This window comes from Bradyrhizobium centrolobii (assembly GCF_001641635.1).
Classification (GTDB): Bacteria; Pseudomonadota; Alphaproteobacteria; order Rhizobiales; family Xanthobacteraceae; genus Bradyrhizobium; species Bradyrhizobium centrolobii.
Genome location: NZ_LUUB01000048.1, coordinates 1 through 19,822, shown reverse-complemented (window position 1 = coordinate 19,822; position 19,822 = coordinate 1). Strand labels below are relative to the sequence as shown.

Sequence of the window (19,822 nt, the reverse complement as noted above, 5' to 3'; positions counted from 1 at the left end):
CGGAAGAGCTGCTCTCCGCGCCGAGACCTGGGACGCCCGTCCACACCCGGCGGGAAGTGCCGCCGCGCCCACCTCAAAAACCTTGTCACGCCAGCGCGGTCATGCCACTGGCGGTGACGGAATCGTCATCGCCAATCCTGTTCGCCCATGTCCGCGCCCTCCACTGCCCCATTGCCCGCGTCCGTCGGCGGCCGCGATGCGCTGTCGGTGCTGCATTCCGTGTTCGGCCTGCCCGGCTTCCGCGGCGCGCAGGGCGAGATCATCCGGCACGTCGTGGATGGCGGAAACTGCCTGGTGCTGATGCCGACCGGCGGCGGCAAGTCGCTCTGCTATCAGCTGCCGTCGCTGCTACGCGAAGGCTGCGGCATCGTGGTGTCGCCTTTGATCGCGCTGATGCGCGACCAGGTCGCTGGCCTGATCGAAGCCGGCGTCAACGCTGCCGCGCTGAACTCGTCGCTGACGCCGCAGGAGGCGTCCGAAGTGGAGCGCCGCCTGATCGCAGGTGATCTCGACCTGCTTTATGTCGCACCGGAACGCCTCGTCACGCCGCGCTGCCTGTCGCTGCTGGCGCAGGCAAAGGTGGCACTGTTTGCCATCGACGAAGCGCATTGCGTTTCGCAATGGGGCCATGATTTCCGACCCGAATATGTCGGGCTCTCCGTCATCGCCGAACGTTTTCCCGACGTGCCGCGCATCGCGCTGACCGCGACCGCCGACGAATTGACACGCAAGGAGATCGTCGAGCGGCTTCAGCTCGCGGATAGCCCGCAATTCGTCTCCAGCTTCGATCGGCCGAACATCCGCTACGAGATCGTCGACAAGCGCAATGCGGTGTCGCAGCTCAAGGAGTTCATCCGGGAGCGTCACGCCGGCGATGCCGGCGTCGTCTATTGCCTGTCCCGCAACCGCGTCGAGGAGGTCGCCGCCGCGCTCGACGATGCCGGCATTGCGGCGCTGCCCTACCACGCCGGCCTCGACAGCAGCGTGCGCTCGCGCAACCAGGACCGTTTCCTCAATGAGGACGGCATCGTCATCGTCGCGACCATTGCCTTCGGCATGGGCATCGACAAGCCGGACGTGCGCTTCGTCGCCCATCTCGATCTGCCCAAGAGCATCGAGGCCTATTACCAGGAGACAGGACGCGCCGGTCGCGACGGCAAGCCATCCGCCGCCTGGATGGCCTATGGGCTCTCCGACATCGTGCAGCAGCGCCGCATGATCGACGAGTCCGGCGCCTCCGACGATTTCAAGCGGGTCTCGATCGGCAAGCTCGACGCGCTGGTCGGGCTCGCCGAAACGCCGCATTGCCGGCGCCGGCGGCTGCTCGCCTATTTCGGCGAGATCGTGATGGGCGAGACTTGCGGCAATTGCGACAACTGCCTGACGCCGCCGAAAATGCGCGACGGCAAGGTGCTGGCGCAGAAGCTCTTGTCCTGCGTCTACCGCACCGGACAGCGCTTTGGCGCGATGCACCTGATCGACGTGCTGGTCGGGCGCCTGACCGAGAAGGTGACGCAATTCGGCCACGACAAGATCTCGGTGTTCGGCGTCGGGCGCGAGCTCAACGAGAAGCAGTGGCGCACCGTGCTGCGGCAGTTGGTGGCGATGGGGCATTTGCAGAGCGACAGCGAGGCTTTTGGCGCCCTGAAGCTGACTGAGTCTTCGCGCGGCGTCCTGCGCGGCGAGACCGAGGTATGGCTGCGCGAGGAGGCACCCGGCACTCGCATCCGCTCAAGCCGCGCCAAATCCCGCCGCGGCGATCTCGCCGCCGTGCCGAGCGCGCCGCAAGGCGATGTCGATCCCGAATTGCGTGCGCGCTTGCGTGCCTGGCGCTCGGATGTCGCGCGCGAGCGTGGCGTGCCGGCCTATGTGGTGCTGCACGATGCCACCATCGACGGCATCGTCCGAGCCTGGCCGACCACGCTCGACGAGCTCCGCAACGTGCCAGGGATCGGCAACAAGAAGCTCGAACATTACGGCGAGGAGCTGCTGCGGCTGGTCAAGACGCGGTAGGGGGAGCGCCGCCCAGTCGCACGCGATAGTCGGCGGTGCAGGCTGTAGTTGGCGCGCGCAACTCTCTCCACACGTCATCCCGGACAAGCGCAGCGAAGCGGAGCGCAGATCCGGGATCCATACCGCGGAGTTTATCGATTACGATCGGTAGGAGTACCGAACCGCGAGTCTTCGCCAGACTACTCCCTGGGGTTATGGATCCCGGCCTTCGCCGGGACGACACCGAAGATGTGGCTACAGTTTGCGTCCGCCTCATCCGTTCCGGAACGCGTAGGCGTAGCCGTTGAGCGCCGGCGCGCCGCCCAGGTGGGCGTAGAGGATCTTGGCGCCCTTCTCGAAATACCCCTTCTGCGCGAGGCCGATCAGGCCCTGCATCGATTTACCCTCATAGACGGGATCAGTTATCATGCCCTCGAGCCGCGCGGTGAGGCGGATCGCCTCCTTGGTCTCCTCGGACGGCACGCCATAGGCTGGATAGGCGTAGTCCTCGATCAGCACGACGTCGTCTTCCACGAGATCCTTGCCGAGTTCGACCAGCCTGGCCGTGTTCTGTGCGATCGACAGCACCTGCGCCTTGGTCTGTGCCGGCGTGAAGGAGGCATCGATGCCGATCACTTTTCGCGCACGGCCGTCCGCGGCAAAGCCCACCAGCATGCCGGCATGGGTCGAGCCGGTGACGGTGCAAACGATGATGTAGTCGAACTTGAAGCCGAGCTCCTGCTCCTGCTTGCGGACTTCCTCGGCGAAGCCGACATAGCCGAGGCCGCCATACTTGTGCACGGAAGCGCCCGCCGGAATCGGGTAGGGCTTGCCGCCGGCCGCCTTGACCTCCTCGATCGCCTGCTCCCAGCTCTTGCGGATGCCGATGTCGAAGCCGTCGTCGACCAGGCGCACATCGGCGCCCATGATGCGCGAGAGCATGATGTTGCCGACGCGATCATAGACCGCGTCCTCGTGCGGCACCCAGGCTTCCTGCACGAGACGGCACTTCATGCCCACCTTGGCCGCGACCGCAGCCACCATGCGGGTGTGGTTGGACTGCACGCCGCCGATCGAGACCAGCGTGTCGGCGTTCGAGGCGATCGCATCGGGGATGATGTATTCGAGCTTGCGCAGCTTGTTGCCGCCATAGGCGAGGCCGGAATTGCAGTCCTCGCGCTTGGCATAGACCTCGACCTGGCCGCCGAGATGTTTTGACAGCCGCTCCAGCTTCTCGATGGGGGTGGGGCCGAAGGTCAGCGGATAGCGCGCGAATTTTTCCAGCATCGTCAGGTCATCCCGATTGGCGTTGAGCTGGTCGCAGCAACTAGCATTTGCAGCGAGAAATGTGCTCCCGAATACTGCACGCCTTTTGCGTCTGATCTTGCAGCATTGGTCTCTTTGGTTAGTATTTCTTCCAGAAAATTATATATCTACGGAAGCTTCTTCCATGGCTACCAAGCTCGATCGTACAGACCTCAAAATATTGAGATTGCTGCAGAATAACGGCCGACTGAGTAATGCGGAATTGGCCGAGACGGTCGCGATCAGCCCTGCGACCTGTCATCGCCGCACCCAGCGGCTGTTCGAGGACGGGTTTATTGCCGCCGTCCGCGCCATGGTCGCGCCGAAGAAAGTGGCGAAGGGCACGCTGGTGATGGTCGGCGTCGTGCTCGACCGCTCGACGCCGGAGAGTTTTGCGACCTTCGAGCAGGCTGTGGCAAAACTGAAATTCGTGCTCGACTGCCACCTCGTCGCCGGCGATTTCGACTACTTCCTCAAGATCCGCGTCGGCGACATGGAGGACTTCAACCGCATCCACGGCGAGCAGCTCATCGCGCTCCCTGGCGTGCGCCAGACCCGCACCTTCTTCGTGATGAAGGAGGTCGTCGACAACGCGCCGCTGGAGTTCTGAGCGCCGATGTCACGGCAACTTCACTTGCCTTGCGTGCGCCCGCGCGCGAGCCTCGCGTCTTCTCAACGAGGAGATCCTGCCGTGCGCCTTCCCATTCTCGATCCGAAAGAGCTGAGTGACGAACAGAAGCCGCTCTATGACGACATGCGAGCGGGCATCAAGGGCCACTTCAAGGGCTTCGTGAACATGCGCGAGGACGGGGCGCTGCTCGGGCCCTGGAATCCCTGGATCCGCGAGCCGCGCTTCGGCAAGCCGGTGTGGGATCTGGTCAAGGCGGTCGCGTCGAACCCGCTGTTGCCGGCTCCGGTACGCGAGGTCGCGATCCTCGTCACCGGCTCGCATTTCCGCTCCGGCTACGAGCTCTACGCCCATGTGCTGGTTGCCGAGCAGCGCGGCCTGTCCGACGAGAAGCTCGCGACCATCGTCGCTGGACAGCGGCCGGTCGACCTCACCAAGCAGGAGGCGGTCGCCTACGACATGGCCTCCGCGCTGGTGAGCGGCGGCGTGCTGCCCGAGCTGACCTGGCGCGCGGCGGTGAAGGAATTCGGCGAGCATGGCGCCGCCGAACTGTCCTATCTCGTCGGCATCTACTGCATGGTCTCCGTCACGCTCAACACCTTCGACGTGCCGGTGCCGGACTGATCGCGCGCCAACGCGGCCGCCTAAAGCGCGATGAGCTTAGGATGAATCGTCATCGCGCTTTAGGTTGTTGTTTGAGCATGATCTTTTCGGAAAACCGCTGCACACTTTGCGCTACCGCGGCCCTTCGGGTCCGGATCATGCTCTAGTTGCGTACCGCATAGAGCGGCGTCCGCAGCGTCACCTGATAGGACGCCTTCGGCATCCACGCGATCTGCGCGGTGATGCCGAACAGGCGGTTGTCGTTGTCGTCCATGCGGTCGAGGTCGAGCCGCAGGATCGGCTGGGTGAAGGACTGCGCCAGCGTCCGGCCCCCGAGCTGCGCGCCGCCGAACGACTGCATGCCGAGGCGTCCCGTGAACTTCCAGTTGCTCGGCCATTGATAATAGCCGCCGGCATAAAGGATCGTGTTCGGCCTGATGCTGGCGAACTGGCTGGCGATGTCGGTGTGGGTGTACTGCACGCCTGCAAGCCACCCCCGTGTCTCGTCCTCGTCCAGCGCGTAATCGAATTCCAGGATGTCGTTGAACGAGGTCGTCATGCCCGGCTCGTTCGGCACCGACTGCGTCAGAGTGGATTGCAGCGTGATCGTCGGGATCGTCCCGCCGTTCTGCTGGTAGAGGTCGGCCTGCACGCCGATGTTCCAGCTCGTGATGTCGAATGACGACCAGCCGCCGCCGAGATCGATCGCGCTGCCGGACACGCCGCCATAGAGCGACACGCGATCGCTGACGTCGACGGTCAACGGCAGATCGACGGCGATCGATTTCGCGGCCGGCAGGCCGTTTCCCAACGCGCCCCCTCTGCGCGCCGCCAGCGCTTCGAGCGCGGCCGACAGCGACGTGTTGCCGAAGCCGAGCCCGAGCGTTCCCGCCGGGATCGCCGCATAGATCGTGCGCAGATCAAGATAGATGTTCGGAACGGCCGGCTTCGCGGCCGCATCCTCGTCGGTGTCGGCGGCGAAGGCGGCGATTGCCGACATCACCAGACAGAGCAATCCCGTTGGGAAGGTCGTCGCGGAAGCGCGCAGAGCCGCGCGGGACGATTGGCTGCGATGGGACACGTGACAATCCGACGCGTGGCGCTGTGATGACGGAACCGCTCGTTAGATGGAACGTGATCGTTCGTGCGGTCAAGCGCTATCCGCAAACGATGGACTGTGCGGACGCACGCGGTTACCCTGCCGTGATCGCAGTGACACACTCGCCCGCCAGAGTGCAGGCCGGACAATGGAGGACGACAGCCATGAAGACGTCACGCCGCATCTTACTCGCCGCAATGGCCGGGCTCGCCGTGGCTCCGACCGCAGCGACAGCCTTCACGTCGACATCCGCCGATGACGGCGCGACGGTGGCCGAAGAGCGCTTTGCGCGAATGATCGCCGCGTCACATGCGCCCGACATCACCTGCGCCCAGCAGGCCGAGCGTTACGCGGAGGCGCATTGGCGGGACTATGTCGCGGCGGCAAGAGCCGTGCTCGAGGCGAGGGTGTGATGCTTTCTTCCTTCTCCCCTTGTGGGAGAAGGTGGCGCGCGCAGCGCGCCGGATGAGGGGTTCTTTCAGCGAGCACCCCTCTTGCATCTGCATTCACGGAGAGAGACCCCTCACCCGTCTCGCCGCTGTGCGGCGAGCCACCCTCTCCCACAAGGGGAGAGGGGGACACCGACATTATCACCCCTACTCCATCTGCTCCCAAAGCCGGTGGGCGAGCACGCCGGCGCGCTTCTCGATCGCGGCTGCGGCGTCGAGCGCGAGGTCCTCGCGGTAGCGTCCGGCGATGAGCTGCACGCCGATCGGCTTGCCGTCATGCAGCGCCACCGGCACAACGGCGCCGGGCAGGCCGAGCACGTTGATCGCCGAGATGAAGCGGATCTCGCCCCAGAAGATTTCGCGCACGCGCTCAGCGCTGACGGTGTCCTCGCGTGGTCCCGGCGTCGGCTTCACCGTGGTCGGCGCCAGCACCACCGGATATTCCTCGAAGAACAATTGCCAGGCGCGGATATGGGCGTTGCGCGCGGCGGTGGCGCGCATCCAGGCGGGCAGATCGAGCACGCTGGCCTTGGTCTTCATGCCGCCCCACGCCTTGTGGAAGTCCTCCGAGGTGACCTTCAGCATGCTGGCCTCCTGCATCACCACCGTTTCGTTGGTGATGATGTCGCACCAGGTCTGCCAGACGCCGTTGATGTCGGGCACTTCGACCTCGCTGACGCGATAGCCGGAACGTTCCAGATGATCGGCGGCCTGGCGCAGCGCCGCGGCGACCTGCGGATCGACGTCCATGTCCTCAGGTATCTTGGCCAGCGCAATCTTGATCGGCTCCTTCGGCTTCGGCCCGACCAGCGGCGCCGGCACCCACCAGGGGTCGCGCGGATCGCGCTGGCTCATCACCTCCAGCGCCAGGCGGACATCGCCGACGTGGCGGGCGAGTGGGCCCTGCGCCGACATCAGATGCGCCAGCATCGGCCGCTCGGCCGTTGCGCTCTGGTTGAAGGCGGGGATGCGCCCCTGCGTCGGCTTGATGGTGGCAACGCCGTTGCAGTGCGCCGGCCAGCGCAGCGAGCCGCCGATGTCGTTGCCATGGGCGATGGTGCCGATGCCGGCGGCGACCGCCGAACCCGCGCCGCCCGAGGAGCCGCCGCAGGTGATGTCCGGATCCCAGGGGTTCAGCGTCAGCCCGTGCAGGGGATTGTCGGTGAAGCCGCGGAAGGAAAATTCCGGTGTGTTGGTGAGCCCGATGACGATCGCGCCGGCCTTCTTGAGATTGCGCACCACCGGCGCATCCGACGGCGCGACGAGATCCTTGTTGGCCGGCACGCCATTGAAATTCGGCCGGCCTTCATAGTCGACGTTCTCCTTGATGGTAATCGGCACGCCGTGCAGCAGGCCGAGCTCGCCGCCCTTGGCGCGCTGCTTGTCGGCCGCATGCGCGGCAGCAAGCGCCTCCTCCGAGAGATCGACAACGATCGCATTGAGCCTGGGATTGACGGTGCGCATCCGCTCGAGATGGGCTTCGACCGTCTCGACCGCGGAGATTGCCCCAGTGCGGATCGCGGCCGCAGTGTCGACCGCCGACCACTGCCAGACCGGCCCCTTCGGGCGGCGCGCCGCGGCCGACTTACGCGGCGCGATCTTGTTTGCCGTCTTCTTCGGAATCTTCGCAACGGCGCCCTTGCGGGCGGTGCCCTTCTTGCTCGAGGTCTTCGCTGCTTTCTTCAAGACACTTTTCTTCTTGGTCGCCGCCTTCTTCGCCACGTCGCACCTCCTGAAATTGCGCGGCGGAGGTTACGGATGGCGACAGAGCGTGTACAGGCGCGTTTCTGCATGGCGCATTGCCGCGCAGTACCTGTGCGACGAATCGTCAGCGCTTGATGGCCTCACACGGTCGGCGGATTCAACCGCGCAAAACCTTCCTGGACGCGATAGGGATAATAGGGATAGGGCGGCATCACCGCGCTGACCTCGTCGAGGCGCTTGATCTGCGCAGGGGCGAGCGACCAGCCGACGGCGCCGAGATTGTCGCGCAACTGCGTCTCGTCGCGGGCGCCGATGATCACGGAAGACACCGTGGGGCGCGACAGCAGCCAGGCGATCGCGATCTGCGGCACGGTGCGGCCGGTCTCGGCGGCGATCGCGTCCAGCACGTCGACGATGGCGTAAAGGCGCTGCTCGTCCACGGGCGGGCCGAACTGCGCGGTCGCATGCAGGCGGCTGTCCGCCGGCAGCGGCTGGCCACGCCGGATCTTTCCGGTGAGCCGGCCCCAGCCGAGCGGGCTCCAGACCAGCGCGCCGACGCCCTGGTCGCACGCGAGCGGCATCAGCTCCCACTCATAGTCGCGGCCGAGCAGCGAATAATAGACCTGGTGCGCGACATGGCGCGGCCAGCCATGCCGCTCGGCGACGGCCAGCGATTTCATCAAGTGCCAGCCGGAGAAGTTGGAGACGCCGACATAGCGCAGCTTGCCCGCGCGCATGAGCGTGTCCAGCGTCGACAGCACCTCGTCGACCGGCGTGAAGGCATCGAAGGCGTGGAGCTGGAGCAGGTCGATGTAGTCCGTGCCAAGCCGCCGCAGCGCTGCCTCGACCGATGTGACGAGGCGATGCCGCGATGATCCGGCATCGAACGGACCCTCGCCCATCGGCAGGCTCATCTTGGTGGAGACCAGCACCTTGTCGCGCCGGCCCTTGATCGCGGCGCCGAGGATCTCCTCGGACGCGCCGCTCGAATAGACGTCGGCGCTGTCGAACAGATTGACGCCGGCCTCGAGGCAGATGTCGACGAGCCGGCGCGCCTCCTCAGCGCCGCTGCGGCCCCAGGCCGAGAACAGCGTGCCCTGCCCGCCGAACGTGCCGGTGCCGAAGCTGAGGACGGGGACCTTGAGCCCGGAGGCGACGAGATTGCGGTATTCCATAGTCTGGCTCCTTGTCTATTCGGCGGGGCACGCCGCGACTGCGGCNGTGTGCGATCGAGCCGGAGGCTCCACAGCGCCAGCACGAGGCCCACCGCCGTGATCCCGGCCGCGACCAGCGGCAGCGCGGAGAGACCGAGCCCGCGATCGATGGTGACGCCGCCGGCCCAGGCGCCGAGCGCGTTGCCGAGATTGAACGCTGCGATGTTGAGGCTCGAGGCAAGCGTTCGGCCGCTGGGGCCGGCCGCCTCCAACACGCGAAGCTGGAGCGGAGCAACGGTCGCAAAGGCGGCGATGCCGAGCAGCAGGATCAGCACAGTGGTGAGGCTCTTGATCGACAGCACAGCGGCAAGACCCACGAGCACGATGGCGAGTGCGGCGAGCGTGCCGATCAGGGGCCGCGCCAGCCCGCGATCGGCGAGCTTGCCGCCGGCGACATTGCCGATCGCAAGCCCGACGCCGAACACCAGCAGGATCGGCGAGACCGCGGCTTCCGAAAAGCCGGTGAAGCGCGTCAGGATCGGCTGGATATAGGTGAAGACAGCGAACACGCCGGCGAAGCCGAACACCGTCATGGCAAGGCCGAGCAGCACCTGCGGGCGGCCGAGCACCGCAACCTCTTCCGAAAGCGTGATGGGCTTGTCGCCGTTGCCGACATGGCCGGGCACGAGCGCGGCCACCACGGCGAAGGCGATCACGCCGATCACGGTCACGGCCCAGAACGCCGCGCGCCAGCCGAGCATCAGGCCGAACCAGGCGCCGAAGGGCACGCCGAGCAGGGTTGCGACGGTAAGACCAATGAACATGGTGGCGATGGCGGAGGCGCGCTTATCCTCGGCAACGAGGCTGGTGGCGACCACCGAGCCGACGCCGAAGAAGGTGCCGTGGGCGAGCGAAGTCAGCACACGTGCGGCCATCAGCAGCGCATAGTTTGGCGCCAGCGCGCAGGCGGCATTGCCGAGCGTGAAGATCGCCATCAGCGCGAGCAGCACGGTTTTCCGCGGCAGCCGTCGTGTCGCCAGCGTCAGGACCGGCGCGCCGACGAATACGCCGAGCGCATAGCCGGAGATCAGGAGGCCCGCGACCGGCACGGAGACATGCATGTCGGCGGCGACCTGGAGCAACAGGCCCATGATGATGAATTCGGTGGTGCCGATGCCGAAGGCACCGGCGGTGAGCGCGAGGACGGCGGGAGGCATGCATGACTTCCGGTGAGAGGGACGAGCCACGCAGATAGCCGCACCGCAGCAAAAGCATTAGGATGTCCGCAATCCAATCATTTGTGACGTGAATTCAACATGGCCCGTTTCGACACCAACCGCTCCGCCGAGATGGAGGTTTTTGTCCGCGTCGTCGATCTCGGCGGCTTCACCCAGGCGGCGCGAAAGCTGCGCCTGACGCCGTCGGGCGTGAGCAAGCTGATCTCGCGGCTGGAGGTTCGCCTCGGCACGCGGCTGATCAACCGCACCACGCGCAAGCTTACGCTGACGGAAGAAGGCCAGGCTTTCTACCAGCGCGCCGTGCGCATCCTTGGCGAGATGGAGGAGGCCGAGCGCGAGGCGGCCTCGGGCGCGGCACCGCGCGGCCGGCTCACGGTCAACAGCAACGTTCCCTTCGGCATGCTGCATGTGATGCCGCTGATCCCGCGCTTCCTCGAAAAACATCCTGACGTGACGCTCGATCTCGTGCTGACCGACACGCTGATCGACCTCATGCAGGAGCGTGCCGACGTCGCCATCCGCGTCGGACCGTTACGGGCCTCGCGCCTCGTCGCGCGCAAGCTCGGCGGCAGCCGCATGGTGGTCGTCGGCGCGCCGGATTACCTGGCGCGCTTCGGCACGCCGAAGACGCCGGCGGATGTTGCCGATCACCGCGGCATCGGCTGGACCTTTCCGCGCTCGATCCGCGGCTGGCCGTTCAAGCGCGGCGACCGCACCGAGGAAGCCGTGCCGCCGCCGGCCGCACGCGCCAGCGACGGCGAAGCCGCCCGCCGCCTCGCCCTCGGCGGCGTCGGCCTCGCCCGCCTTGCCCTCTTCCACATCGGCCCCGACATCGAGGCGGGACGCCTCGTGCCGGTGCTGCAAAGCTACAATCCCGGCGACCGCGAAGACATCCACGCCGTCTATGTCGGCCACACCGCGCCGCTGCCCGCACGCGTCCGCGCGTTCATCGACTTTCTGGCGGAGCATGTGCGGGTCGACGACCCCGCGCTGCGGCGCGCAGGGGATGGAAGGTGGAGGGTGGGCTGAAACCTGAAACGTACCTCAACTTGCGCTGATAAAAATGGACCACGCTAACCCCGCCATCGCGAAATACGGGTTCTCGAAACATGAGAAGCTGGACTTTGTGAAACTCATTGATGCGGGGCGCAGCGCTGTTCGCTTAGAGTAGGGTTGAGCTCGCGATCGCGAGTTAATGGGAATAGCACATGCCAAGACAGCCGTTTTTGCCAATCTACAAGGATGCCGAGCTCATATTTGGACCAGCCCATGTAAATCGAAAATCTAACATAGCAGCGGCTGTTGGCCGCTGCATCATGCTCTGGTCCTACGTTGACTGGCAGATGGCGATGCTGCTGGCAGCCATAATGAAGGCCGATACAGAAGCATCGGTTGCAATATTCCTTACCCTAAGGAACGCGCGCGCGCAGCGGGACGTTCTGATTGCCGCAGCGGACATGACGCTTTCCGCTGAACATCGTGATGTCTTCGATGCGGTAATGCTTCTCTACGGCAGTCTGCAAGCTCAAAGGGCAGATATTGCCCACGGCATTTTCGGACACGTCGATGTCGATGACGACAACATCGTGCCTTGGATCGAGACCAAAAAAATCTCCAAGGAATGGATCGAAAAATTTCACAAACTAAAGCGTGAGGGTGTGGCACCAGAAGCCGATGCTAACTTGGGCCAAAAGCGCGAGACGTTTATCTATAAGATCACTGATCTCGAAAAGCTTGCGGAGGAAATATACCAATTTTGGGGCATTACATTTGGCTTCACCTCTTTGCTGCGCTTCCCTGACTTGCCGCTAACGGCTCGCACGTTCGAAAGCCAATGCAGTTGGCCGCAGATGCAGTCGGCCCTATCCGAAATCCGAAATCGAAAAAATGGGACGACGCCTGCCTGAAAGCGCGGGACGTTACGGCATTTCAGGCGCGGCGCTCTCGTGTCGAGAGCTAGGCCGAGCGGAGAAGCGACAGGACAAATCGCACATCGATGAAGTGAACGTGCTGATTACCTCCGCGCACCATGATGCCGGCTAGTCCAATGTAAAAGCCATCCTTGTCGTTCGCCACATGATAGACTGGACCGCCGCTCAACCCGTCTTGGGCAAAGCTCCCCTTCCCGGTGATATTGAGCGAATGGACGTACCGAGCGTGGCTTGCGCCCTTGTACTCGCCGGTCGTCACGACCTGTCCAACGTGAACATGTGGAAGCTCATAGTCAACGGAGCGTAGCTCTGTCGGATAGCCGAACAGGTAGAACTTGGCATCTGGATCTCCCTTCCACACGTCATCTTCGCGCAACGGAAAGAACACTGCTTCAAGATTTGGGGATTTGTAGTTCTCAGGCACGAACTCCATTGCTTGCAGGTCTTTGAACTCCTCGTCCGTGTTGCTTTCGTCGTCGTCAACGAACAAGAGGCGCGATCCCGACACGAGAATTGTGCCGCCCTCGATTGGAATAGTCACATCATTAGGCGCGTATTCTCTGGTTTGATGACGGCACCACAGGACGAAGCACTTGTCTCCCAACCGAAGGGCTGTTGCTGATCCCAAGAAGGAGTACGGATACTGTGGGTGCCCCGTGAGGCAGAAGGTTTGCTTGGTGTAATTCGCCAATACCGTCTCGGTACGCCGGCCGGGCACCCATAATTTCCCGATACGAACGGCCGACGCACCTATCCAGCCCGAGATGTTGCGCATCATAAGTGTTACGTCAGTCCGATGCTGTCAGCCTTGCGCGCCACAACGATAGCCAAACGAGTGAAACGATGACCTTCGTAATTTATGCGATGAGCTGGCGCGGGCCAGCTATTGAAATCCAGAACGGCTATGGTGAGGGCGGCGGGAGAGCTTTGGCCTTCTGCTCGTCGATAAGCTTCTGCTTTTCCGCTCTCTTTGCTTGTGCGATTGCTAGCGGACCAGCGAAACGAAGTTTTCGCGTTTCGCGCGCGACATACCAGTCCTCAAAAAGCGTCTCGATGAGATCGATCAAGACCTGAGCTTCATTGTCGTCGATCTCAACAATCAAGTCGACGTCCTTTTCCATGTGCGCGCCGATATTGCCCACTTCACGCACAGCATCGATTGCGTCGACGCTTTCGTGCGTGACGCCTCGCGGCTCTCGGTGCTCGTCGAGTTGAGTTCGCAGTTCCCTTATTTCATCAATCAGTCGAGCTTTGCTGATGCCGCAAAAATCGCGGATCATGCCCTGGAGACATCGCCGTGCGAGCGTAGCACTCGCCTTGGGACTAAGGTCCTTTATGCGACAGGCTTCAGAATAGTCCTCCACGATAGCTCGCGGTATGCATTCGGGCTGTGGTTTCGCTCCGCTCTCGGGGATCAGTGTCCACGATTGAAGCACCTGCCCAAGGTCGAAGTGACCCGTGGAATAGTCGCTTCGTTCATGCAGACGCACGTCAAGGGTCATCTTGCCGCAATCAGTGGTGTTCTGGCACGTGATTGATGCGATCCGAGCTGCCACCTTGCCAAACTGGCCGGGGGGATTGTTGATCGCAACCGCCTGATCGTAATAATTCGATCTCGTCACGACCTGTGGCCTTCGGCAGTGCGGACAGGTCCAATTAAAGCTATCGTTCGCCATTCCAAATACCGCGTGTTCCTATTGCTCGCGAAGGTAGCGCCAAGGAACCTACGTATCACCACGTTCGTGGAAGCGGGGGCCGAAAATCAAGGTTATCCGCAGGCGCATTCGTCGATGGTTTGCGGACTAAATTGGGGACCAGCGCGCTAAATCGCCCGGGCTCCTCAAATAATTCAGATAATTAGTTGACTTAGCTGGCGGAGAGAGTGGGATTCGAACCCACGGTACGGTTTCCCGCACACACGCTTTCCAAGCGTGCGCCTTAAGCCACTCGGCCATCTCTCCGGAGCGCCCTCTCTTGAAGGGGCGCCGATGATTTTGCAAGGGACTGCGGGGAAATCGGGTGAATTTTCCTTAAAGCATTGTAATTACGAACGAATATCGGGCGCCGCGTGGCGAGTTTAAGTCGCCCGCCGGCTGAACCGGCGGCGGGTTTGGCGCGACGATTCACCGACAGACCACCAACCGTATCTAGGGGACGCCATGCCCATCCGCAAAACCATCGCCACGCTAGGCCTGCTTTCGGCCCTCGCCGCCTTCGCCTCCCCTGCCCTGGCGCAGGTTTGCACCCGACAGGGCGTCGATGTCAGCTGCGACGACGGGCGGCGCGGGGTGCTGGCGGGCGATGCCATCATCTGGCCGGACGGCACCCGCTCGAGCTCAACGCCCCATCAAAGCGTGATCATCGGCAACAAGAGTTCGGTGCATGTCGGGCCCGGCGTGTTCGTCGGCCAGGGCAAGGGCATGGTGCCGCTGGATGATCCCAACGCGCCGAACAAGCGGCAGTGCGCGATCCTGGATGGCGTGTCGTATTGTTATTGAGGCTCTCTTCCCTTCTCCCCTTGTGGGAGAAGGTGGCATAGGCGGCCTTCGGCCGCCGTCCTTGAGAGAACGCCGAAGCGGAGCTTCGGCTATGGCGCCGGATGAGGGGTTGTTTCCGCAAACTCGTATCGAGAGAGGCTCACTCGCGAAGAGAGACCCCTCACCCGGCTCGCCGCTACGCGGCGAGCCACCCTCTCCCACAAGGGGAGAGGGTAAAGAGCACACTTTTCGGCAGGCTAGATCAACCTCACGCCTGAGATCGCCGACTTCAGCCAGCGCAGCGCTTGCGGCGGCTGGGCGGCGAGGGGGGCGACGGCGGGCTTCTCGGTGCGGCACTTCTCCAGCTCGGCGACGAAATCGGCGGACCATTGCTGGATGGTGTGGCCGCGCAGCTTCTTCATCATCGCTTCCCAGCGCATCTTGCGCTCGGTAATCGACATCGAGGCCGCAATCGCGATCGCGCGCGCCATTCCGTCGATGTCGTGCGGATTGACCAGCAGGGCCGTATCGAGCTCGTTGGCGGCGCCCGCAAACTTCGACAACACCAGCACGCCGGGATCGGCCGGGTTCTGGGCGGCGACATATTCCTTGGCGACCAGGTTCATGCCGTCATGCAGCGGCGTCACCACACCGACCTGCGCGGTGCGGTAGAGGCCCGCAAGCACGGTCTGGCTGAAGCCCTTGTTCAGGTACCGGATCGGCGTCCAGTCGACCTCTCCGTGGCGGCCATTGACGTCTGTGACGAGGCGCGCAACCTCGTTCTGGAGATTGCCATAGGCCTCGATGCCGCCGCGCGAGGGGTTGGCGATCTGCAGCAGCGAGATGCTGCGCAAGAGCTGCGGATGCTCGCTCCAGAGCCGGTCGAACGCGCTGATGCGGTTGACGAGGCCCTTGGAGTAGTCGAGCCGGTCGACGCCGATGGCGAGCTTCTCGCCGTTGAGGCTGCGGCGCAGCCGCGACACGTCAGGATGCGAGACCGACTTCGCGGCATATTGCGAGAACTTCTCCGCATCGATGCCGATCGGGAAGACCTCGCAGCGCGTGCGGCCGTGCTGCGAGAGCACGATGCCGTCGTCGACGCTCAGGCCAAGTTCGCCGCCGACATAGCTGAGGAAGTTCTCGCGATCCTCCTCGGTCTGAAAGCCGATGAGATCGTAGGCCAGCATCGCCGTGATCAGCTCGCGATGATTCGGCACGCCCTGCATCACCGCGGTCACGGGCCAGGGCGTGTGCAGGAAGAAGCCGATCGGCTCGTCGACGCCGACCTCGCGCAGCTCCGCACCGAGCGCCAGGAAGTGGTAGTCCTGCACCCAGAACGCGGTCCGCACCTTTCGGAAGCGCAGCAGCGCCCGCGCCATGAAGGCGTTGACCTCGCGATAGCTGAGATAGTCGCCTTGAGAGACGCGGATCAGGTCGCTGCGCGAATGCAGCGCCGGCCACAGCGCCGAATTGGCAAAACCTTCGTAATAGCCGCCGTAATGCGCCGCCGGCAGATCCAGCGTCGCCAGGGCGCCCGTGCCGAGTGCTTCGATCTCGGCGAACGGTTCCTTCTGGTGGCCGTCACGCACGCGGCCCGAGGAACCCACCCAGATCGCGCCCGAGTGTTCCACCACGGGAAGCAGGGCAGCCGCGAGGCCCCCCGTCATGGGTTCATTTGGCTTACCGCGCGCGACGCGGTTCGAAACGACGACAAGATTCACAGGTCGTCCCCTCCTGTTTATTCCGAACCGTTTAACTGGCGTTCATCAATATGGTTCCTGATCATCGTTCCAACCAATTGAAACCAAAATCGGGCGCGTGCGATGGAACCGGTTTTTCCTGCGGAACCCGGAAATTTGCCAGCAAAGACAGTTTTTGCGGCTGCGTTGCGCAGCATGAATTGCGTGCGCGATCGAACGACGCGAGAGGTATTGTGGCCTCGAGGTGGCGCTGCCTTGCTTTCACCTAAAGCGCCGACGAATCGTCATCGCGCTTTAGGTCAGGATCACGTTCTTGGATTATCGAGCAGACGCGCGAGGAACTCGCGTACGTCGCTCGGCGCATCGAAATGACCGTTCACGCCGATGGCGCGGCGGCCGACCGAGAACGCAAGCCCGTTCATATCAGGCATGATCGCGAAGACGGTTTCGTCAGTGACGTCGTCGCCGATGAAGATCGGACGGCGGTCCTTGAAGGGCTCGTGCTTCATCAGCTCCCGCACGCCGCTCGCCTTGGTGAAGCCGGAATGCTTGATCTCGCAGACGAACTTGCCGGGCAATACCTCGATCGGTGCATTGGGCAGGTCGGCGCGGATCAGCGATACGGATTCGTAGATCGCCTTCTCCGCCTGCGGCGCAAGGCGGTAATGCAGCGCCAGCGAATAGCCCTTGTCCTCGAGCAGAATGCCCGGGCTGAGCTTGGCGATCGCCGCCAGCCGCCGCTTCAACTCCTTGTCCAGCGGCGGCGCGTGCACGTCGTCCGCTTCATTGTCCACGGACAGGCGCATCTCCGCGCCATGACCGGCGACGGCGCGATAGACATCGGGCGCGAAGATCAGGTCGATGTCGTTGAGCGAGCGGCCGCTGACCAGCGCCAGGGCGCCCGACGTGCGCTCCGCCAGCCGGTTGAGCGTATCAGACAGGCCCGGCGGCACCCAGACCTCGCGCGGCGTCGGCATCAGGTCGAGCAGCGTGCCATCGATGTCGAGCAGCATCGCTATCTCATTGAGATGCGGCACGAGCGCGTGCGGTACCGGCACCGTTTCCGGCGCGTCCTCGTCATCGCGCAAGGTTGGTTCGTCGCTCAACGGCATTTCCGCAAGGTCTGATTTCATAGTCTACTCCATAAAGGCAAGCGGCCGCGCGATTTGTTCGAGCGATTTTCGCTCCGCGGAGACGGCATAGCGCCACGCCACGATCGCGGCCGCGATCATCAGCACCGCCCCGAGCAAATAGCCGGCGAACACGCTGGTACGTGAGCCGGTGTCGATCAGCGCGCCGAACAGCGCCGGCCCGATTACGCCGCCGATACCGGTACCGACCGCATAGAACACCGCGATCGCCAGCGCGCGGACTTCGAGGGGGAAGGTCTCGCTGACGGTGAGATAGGCCGCGCTCGCGGCGGGCGAGGCAAAGAAGAAGATCACCATCCAGGCGATGGTCTGTCCTTGCGCGCTCAGCGCGCCGATCGAGAACAGATAGCCGGACAGCGCCAGCAACAGGCCGGAGACGCCATAGGTGAGCACGATCATGGTGCGGCGGCCGAGCGTATCGAAGAGGCGGCCGAGCAAGAGCGGCCCGAGGAAGTTGCCGGCGGCGAAAGGCAGGATGTACCAGCCGACTCGATCGGCGCTGATGCCGTAGAAGTCGGTCAGCACCAGCGCGAAGGTGAAGAAGATCGCGTTGTAGAAGAAGGCCTGCGCGCTCATCAGCACGAGACCGACCAGCGCGCGCTGGCGATAGGCCGAGAACAGCGTGTGCACGACCTCGCCGAGCGGCGTGTGGTCACGCATCTTCAAGCGGATCTTGGTGAAGCGTCCCTCGCTCGCATCCTGGTCATATCCGATGACCGAGCGCTCGATATCGTCGACGATCGCATGGGCCTGGTCGGGACGACCGTGGATCATCAACCAGCGCGGACTTTCCGGGATCCACATCCGCATCAGCAGCACGACGAGGCCGATGCTCGCGCCGATGAGATAAGCGAGGCGCCAGCCGAGATCGGGGCCGAGCAAAGCGGGATCGAGCAGGACGATCGCCGCCACAGCGCCCATCGCGGCTCCGATCCAGAAGCTGCCGTTGATGACGAGGTCGGTCCAGCCGCGATAGCGCGCCGGCACCAGCTCCTGGATGGTCGAATTGATTGCGGTGTATTCGCCGCCGATGCCGGCGCCGGTGAGGAAGCGGAACAGCGCGTAGCTCGCGATATTCCAGGACAGCGCGGTTGCCGCCGTTGCCGAGAGATAGACGGCGAGCGTGATGAAGAACAGCTTCTTGCGGCCGATGCGGTCGGTGAGCCAGCCGAATCCGAGCGCGCCCAGCACCGCACCGGCGAGATAGGCGGAATTGGCGATGCCGAGATCGAAATTTGAGAATTGCAGCGTCGGACTCTGCTTCAGCGCGCCTGACAGCGCGCCGGCGAGCGTCACTTCGAGGCCGTCGAGGATCCAGGTGATGCCGAGCGCCAGCACGACGCGGGTGTGAAAGCCGCTCCACGGCAGCGCGTCGAGCCGCGAAGGAATGCTGGTCTCGACGATACGGTCGGACGCGGCCGCCACTGAGGCCGCAGGACCAAATTTCAGTGCTGGGCTTTGCTGCAATTCCATCGGGTTGTTGCGTCTGACCAATGCCATCAACCCTGGTTCACATGATGTGGACGGGGTCGATCCGATCATGGGGATGCGGCATTCCGCCTGCCACCGTCGACAACGTCTGCGGCTCGGGCAGGTTCCCATAGGAACTGTGTCCCAGAACATCCGTTTCGGATGGAGCCGCAAGGAGTTGACGCATGGCTCAAGCCAGAAAGACGACACATTCGCGAAAAAGCGGCATGCACAAGACGGCGCGCCGGAACACGAAGAGCCGCGCGAGGCGCAGCACCAGCGCGCGCAAGAGTTCGAAGCGCGCCGCGCCGAAGCGCTGGTCGCAGCGCGTGACGAAGGAGAGCGACGCGCTCGATCTCGAGCGCGGCGTGTTCAAGCAGACGAGCCCGAAGAACATCGCAGCATCGCTGAAGCGTTCCGCCGAGCACAGCTCGCGCCGCAAGTCCGGCGCCTATCGCTCGGCGCTGTCGATGCTGACCTTCTACATCAACCGCGCCGGAAAGTTGCTGCCGAAGACGCAGCGCACGCGGCTGGAGCGGGCGAAGGTGGAACTGAAGCGGGCGTTCGGGAGAGAGTGAGGCCTTGGGGTAAGAGTGGGTCTCGATCTTCACTCCACCGTCGTCCCGGACAAGCGTAGCGAAGCGGAGCGCAGATCCGGAACCCATAACCACAGGAAGTGGTTGGGCGAAGCGTGGTTACCAGCCTCGCGCCGCAACCGCTCCCTGGGGTTGGGTCCTGGCTTTCGCCGGGACGACGATTGAGCGGGTGGCGCGGTCCGAACGCTACGCCGCCCGGATATTCCCCATGAAGCGGTCGAGCTCGGCGCGCAGACGCGTGCTTTCGCTGGAGAGGGACTTGGCCGAATTCAGCACCTCCTCGGACGCCGAGCCGGTCTCGGCGGCGCCGCGGTTGACCTGGCCG

At 63.9% G+C, this 19,822-nt stretch carries 19 protein-coding genes and 1 tRNA gene; 8 read left to right on the top strand and 12 right to left on the bottom strand.

The features are described from left to right. Positions 1-147: 147 nt before the first annotated feature. The gene (gene recQ / locus AYJ54_RS12985; protein WP_063699297.1) at positions 148-2,013 is read left to right on the top strand and encodes a DNA helicase RecQ; all 1,866 of its coding nucleotides are present in this window, start codon (positions 148-150) and stop codon (positions 2,011-2,013) included. Positions 2,014-2,265: 252 nt separating this feature from the next. Here recQ and AYJ54_RS12980 read toward each other — a convergent pair whose 3' ends face one another. Continuing rightward, positions 2,266-3,279 carry a 1-aminocyclopropane-1-carboxylate deaminase gene (locus AYJ54_RS12980; RefSeq protein ID WP_063699296.1) on the bottom strand — a complete coding sequence of 338 codons (1,014 nt, stop codon included), beginning with the start codon at positions 3,277-3,279 and terminating at the stop codon, positions 2,266-2,268. Between the two features lie 163 nt (positions 3,280-3,442). Here AYJ54_RS12980 and AYJ54_RS12975 point away from each other — a divergent pair, with 163 nt between their 5' ends. Then, the gene (locus tag AYJ54_RS12975) at positions 3,443-3,907 is read left to right on the top strand and encodes an Lrp/AsnC family transcriptional regulator (RefSeq protein ID WP_063699295.1); all 465 of its coding nucleotides are present in this window, start codon (positions 3,443-3,445) and stop codon (positions 3,905-3,907) included. An 81-nt stretch (positions 3,908-3,988) separates the two neighbouring features. Beyond that, complete coding sequence (locus AYJ54_RS12970) at positions 3,989-4,549, top strand: carboxymuconolactone decarboxylase family protein (protein ID WP_063699294.1); 561 nt, start codon at positions 3,989-3,991, stop codon at positions 4,547-4,549. A 142-nt stretch (positions 4,550-4,691) separates the two neighbouring features. On the opposite strand, the gene AYJ54_RS12965 is transcribed toward AYJ54_RS12970, so the two are convergent. Then, a complete protein-coding gene (locus AYJ54_RS12965) occupies positions 4,692-5,528 on the bottom strand; it encodes a hypothetical protein (RefSeq protein ID WP_430641429.1) in 837 nt (278 codons plus the stop codon). A gap of 263 nt (positions 5,529-5,791) precedes the next feature. Between AYJ54_RS12965 and AYJ54_RS12960 the strand changes: the two genes are divergently transcribed. Next, positions 5,792-6,040 carry a hypothetical protein gene (locus AYJ54_RS12960; protein WP_063699334.1) on the top strand — a complete coding sequence of 83 codons (249 nt, stop codon included), beginning with the start codon at positions 5,792-5,794 and terminating at the stop codon, positions 6,038-6,040. Positions 6,041-6,223: 183 nt separating this feature from the next. Here the strand turns inward: AYJ54_RS12960 and AYJ54_RS12955 are convergent, their stop codons facing one another. From AYJ54_RS12955 to AYJ54_RS12945, 3 genes are all read right to left on the bottom strand, one after another. Next, the gene (locus AYJ54_RS12955) at positions 6,224-7,798 is read right to left on the bottom strand and encodes an amidase family protein (protein WP_063699293.1); all 1,575 of its coding nucleotides are present in this window, start codon (positions 7,796-7,798) and stop codon (positions 6,224-6,226) included. Between the two features lie 122 nt (positions 7,799-7,920). Continuing rightward, positions 7,921-8,955: an aldo/keto reductase gene (locus AYJ54_RS12950; protein WP_063699292.1), complete on the bottom strand. Its 1,035-nt coding sequence runs from the start codon at positions 8,953-8,955 to the stop codon at positions 7,921-7,923. Positions 8,956-9,001: 46 nt separating this feature from the next. Continuing rightward, on the bottom strand, positions 9,002-10,085 hold a 1,084-nt coding region (locus AYJ54_RS12945), incomplete at its 3' end, for an MFS transporter (RefSeq protein ID WP_430641428.1). Positions 10,086-10,250: 165 nt separating this feature from the next. Here AYJ54_RS12945 and AYJ54_RS12940 point away from each other — a divergent pair. Further along, positions 10,251-11,201 (top strand): LysR family transcriptional regulator, encoded by a 951-nt coding sequence (locus AYJ54_RS12940; RefSeq protein WP_063699291.1) that lies wholly within the window; start codon positions 10,251-10,253, stop codon positions 11,199-11,201. A gap of 179 nt (positions 11,202-11,380) precedes the next feature. Continuing rightward, positions 11,381-12,079: a hypothetical protein gene (locus AYJ54_RS12935; RefSeq protein ID WP_136623657.1), complete on the top strand. Its 699-nt coding sequence runs from the start codon at positions 11,381-11,383 to the stop codon at positions 12,077-12,079. Positions 12,080-12,128: 49 nt separating this feature from the next. Here the strand turns inward: AYJ54_RS12935 and AYJ54_RS12930 are convergent, their stop codons facing one another. The 3 genes from AYJ54_RS12930 to AYJ54_RS12920 form a co-directional block, all read right to left on the bottom strand. Further along, positions 12,129-12,881, bottom strand: a complete 753-nt coding sequence (locus AYJ54_RS12930) for a hypothetical protein (protein ID WP_063699289.1) — start codon at positions 12,879-12,881, stop codon at positions 12,129-12,131. 124 nt (positions 12,882-13,005) lie between these two features. Next, a complete protein-coding gene (locus AYJ54_RS12925) occupies positions 13,006-13,725 on the bottom strand; it encodes a DUF4145 domain-containing protein (RefSeq protein ID WP_245329003.1) in 720 nt (239 codons plus the stop codon). A gap of 249 nt (positions 13,726-13,974) precedes the next feature. After that, a tRNA-Ser gene (locus AYJ54_RS12920) sits at positions 13,975-14,064 on the bottom strand. 198 nt (positions 14,065-14,262) lie between these two features. Here AYJ54_RS12920 and AYJ54_RS12915 point away from each other — a divergent pair. After that, positions 14,263-14,601 (top strand): hypothetical protein, encoded by a 339-nt coding sequence (locus AYJ54_RS12915; RefSeq protein ID WP_063699287.1) that lies wholly within the window; start codon positions 14,263-14,265, stop codon positions 14,599-14,601. Positions 14,602-14,837: 236 nt separating this feature from the next. On the opposite strand, the gene AYJ54_RS12910 is transcribed toward AYJ54_RS12915, so the two are convergent. The 4 genes from AYJ54_RS12910 to AYJ54_RS12900 form a co-directional block, all read right to left on the bottom strand. After that, entirely contained in the window at positions 14,838-16,301 is a 1,464-nt protein-coding gene (locus tag AYJ54_RS12910) for a trehalose-6-phosphate synthase (RefSeq protein ID WP_063699286.1), read from the bottom strand. A gap of 17 nt (positions 16,302-16,318) precedes the next feature. Further along, positions 16,319-16,477, bottom strand: a complete 159-nt coding sequence (locus AYJ54_RS50650) for a hypothetical protein (RefSeq protein WP_161491849.1) — start codon at positions 16,475-16,477, stop codon at positions 16,319-16,321. 108 nt (positions 16,478-16,585) lie between these two features. Beyond that, a complete protein-coding gene (gene otsB / locus AYJ54_RS12905; RefSeq protein WP_063699285.1) occupies positions 16,586-17,413 on the bottom strand; it encodes a trehalose-phosphatase in 828 nt (275 codons plus the stop codon). Positions 17,414-17,416: 3 nt separating this feature from the next. After that, on the bottom strand, positions 17,417-18,904 hold the full coding sequence (locus tag AYJ54_RS12900; RefSeq protein ID WP_063699284.1) for an MFS transporter: 1,488 nt from the start codon (positions 18,902-18,904) through the stop codon (positions 17,417-17,419). A gap of 182 nt (positions 18,905-19,086) precedes the next feature. Between AYJ54_RS12900 and AYJ54_RS12895 the strand changes: the two genes are divergently transcribed. Then, entirely contained in the window at positions 19,087-19,479 is a 393-nt protein-coding gene (locus AYJ54_RS12895; RefSeq protein ID WP_082905637.1) for a DUF3175 domain-containing protein, read from the top strand. The last annotated feature ends 343 nt before the right edge of the window (positions 19,480-19,822 follow it).

Bases quoted from the DNA above. Each gene is read 5' to 3' on its own strand.
- AYJ54_RS12915 (WP_063699287.1), top strand. From the start codon at position 14,263: ATGCCCATCCGCAAAACCATCGCCACGCTAGGCCTGCTTTCGGCCCTC.
- otsB (WP_063699285.1), bottom strand. From the start codon at position 17,413: ATGAAATCAGACCTTGCGGAAATGCCGTTGAGCGACGAACCAACCTTG.
- AYJ54_RS12950 (WP_063699292.1), bottom strand. From the start codon at position 8,955: ATGGAATACCGCAATCTCGTCGCCTCCGGGCTCAAGGTCCCCGTCCTC.
- AYJ54_RS12980 (WP_063699296.1), bottom strand. From the start codon at position 3,279: ATGCTGGAAAAATTCGCGCGCTATCCGCTGACCTTCGGCCCCACCCCC.
- AYJ54_RS12935 (WP_136623657.1), top strand. From the start codon at position 11,381: ATGCCAAGACAGCCGTTTTTGCCAATCTACAAGGATGCCGAGCTCATA.
- AYJ54_RS12975 (WP_063699295.1), top strand. From the start codon at position 3,443: ATGGCTACCAAGCTCGATCGTACAGACCTCAAAATATTGAGATTGCTG.
- AYJ54_RS12900 (WP_063699284.1), bottom strand. From the start codon at position 18,904: ATGGAATTGCAGCAAAGCCCAGCACTGAAATTTGGTCCTGCGGCCTCA.
- AYJ54_RS12895 (WP_082905637.1), top strand. From the start codon at position 19,087: ATGGCTCAAGCCAGAAAGACGACACATTCGCGAAAAAGCGGCATGCAC.
- AYJ54_RS50650 (WP_161491849.1), bottom strand. From the start codon at position 16,477: ATGCTGCGCAACGCAGCCGCAAAAACTGTCTTTGCTGGCAAATTTCCG.
- AYJ54_RS12965 (WP_430641429.1), bottom strand. From the start codon at position 5,528: ATGTCGGCAATCGCCGCCTTCGCCGCCGACACCGACGAGGATGCGGCC.
- AYJ54_RS12960 (WP_063699334.1), top strand. From the start codon at position 5,792: ATGAAGACGTCACGCCGCATCTTACTCGCCGCAATGGCCGGGCTCGCC.
- AYJ54_RS12930 (WP_063699289.1), bottom strand. From the start codon at position 12,881: ATGATGCGCAACATCTCGGGCTGGATAGGTGCGTCGGCCGTTCGTATC.
- AYJ54_RS12940 (WP_063699291.1), top strand. From the start codon at position 10,251: ATGGCCCGTTTCGACACCAACCGCTCCGCCGAGATGGAGGTTTTTGTC.
- recQ (WP_063699297.1), top strand. From the start codon at position 148: ATGTCCGCGCCCTCCACTGCCCCATTGCCCGCGTCCGTCGGCGGCCGC.